The sequence below is a fragment of the Biformimicrobium ophioploci genome, assembly GCF_030270605.1.
GTDB lineage: Bacteria > Pseudomonadota > Gammaproteobacteria > Pseudomonadales > Cellvibrionaceae > Biformimicrobium > Biformimicrobium ophioploci.
This window is the reverse complement of the sequence record NZ_BSYJ01000023.1, coordinates 1-786: the sequence shown is the minus strand read 5'-3', so window position 1 is coordinate 786 and position 786 is coordinate 1. Positions and strand designations below refer to the sequence as shown.

The following is a 786-nucleotide window of genomic DNA, read 5'->3' as shown; positions in this document are numbered from 1 at the left end:
AGCGCCGGCTACTTACTGAGCGGCTGCCATCCATGTTTTTCAAGTATCTTTACTCCTGCAGGAGAGGCGGCGGGTATCAAATTGCGTGCTCCGCACTCCTTACATTCCCTTGATTTGAGCTTTCTATGAATCTCAAAGCCAACGGCAGCTAACAACGCTACGAATCCAAATGACCAAAACGCTAGCACAATCAAAGCAACCAATGCCAAGGAATAAGTTAGCCTGACAAGAATTGTTAAAGGGCCTACTGACCGGAATTCCTCTGGGCTTTCACAGCTTGTACAGACTCTAGAATACAGCCGCTTTTCTATCTGGCTCATATTTTTCCAATTCTTGGTGCCGACGCTTAACGCCTGGCTCAGCGCGACATAGCGGCGCTGAGCGTTTGTGTAAAAATGTGAGCGCAGCGAACATCACAAAAGCGAAGCAAAGCTTATGGAGTCGGCTGCAGCCATTTGTTATGTTTTACCTTAGAATCTCGATGATTTCTCTAGTGGCCTGCACCAACCTGACAACGCGGCCCTCTATTTGTACCGTTACCGCGCCATCTTTCCCGACTGGAACAATTACGCCGGCCCGACTGTAAATTTCATAATCCAGGTATTCACCAACTATCAGTTTCTTCTCCCAACCGGGAGGAAGCTCTCCGGTACGCTCAAGTTGCTTCTCTAGACCGGGAGGAAGCTGCTTCTCCTTATTGGGCTTAGCGTCTGCCGAAACGGCGGCAAAAACCAAGGACGCCGCCAGTATTTTAGTGATGCTATTTCTCATTTATTCCCCCAAAAA

Annotated in this window: 1 protein-coding gene; it reads right to left on the bottom strand. The window is 48.6% G+C overall.

Features of this window, described 5'->3' with window-relative positions; genetic code table 11:
* Positions 1–465: 465 nt before the first annotated feature.
* The gene (locus QSJ80_RS15555) at positions 466–771 is read right to left on the bottom strand and encodes a hypothetical protein (protein ID WP_285765387.1); all 306 of its coding nucleotides are present in this window, start codon (positions 769–771) and stop codon (positions 466–468) included.
* Between the last annotated feature and the right edge of the window lie 15 nt (positions 772–786).

Coding starts and splice junctions, on each gene's coding strand:
- QSJ80_RS15555 (WP_285765387.1), bottom strand. CDS start 771: ATGAGAAATAGCATCACTAAAATACTGGCGGCGTCCTTGGTTTTTGCC.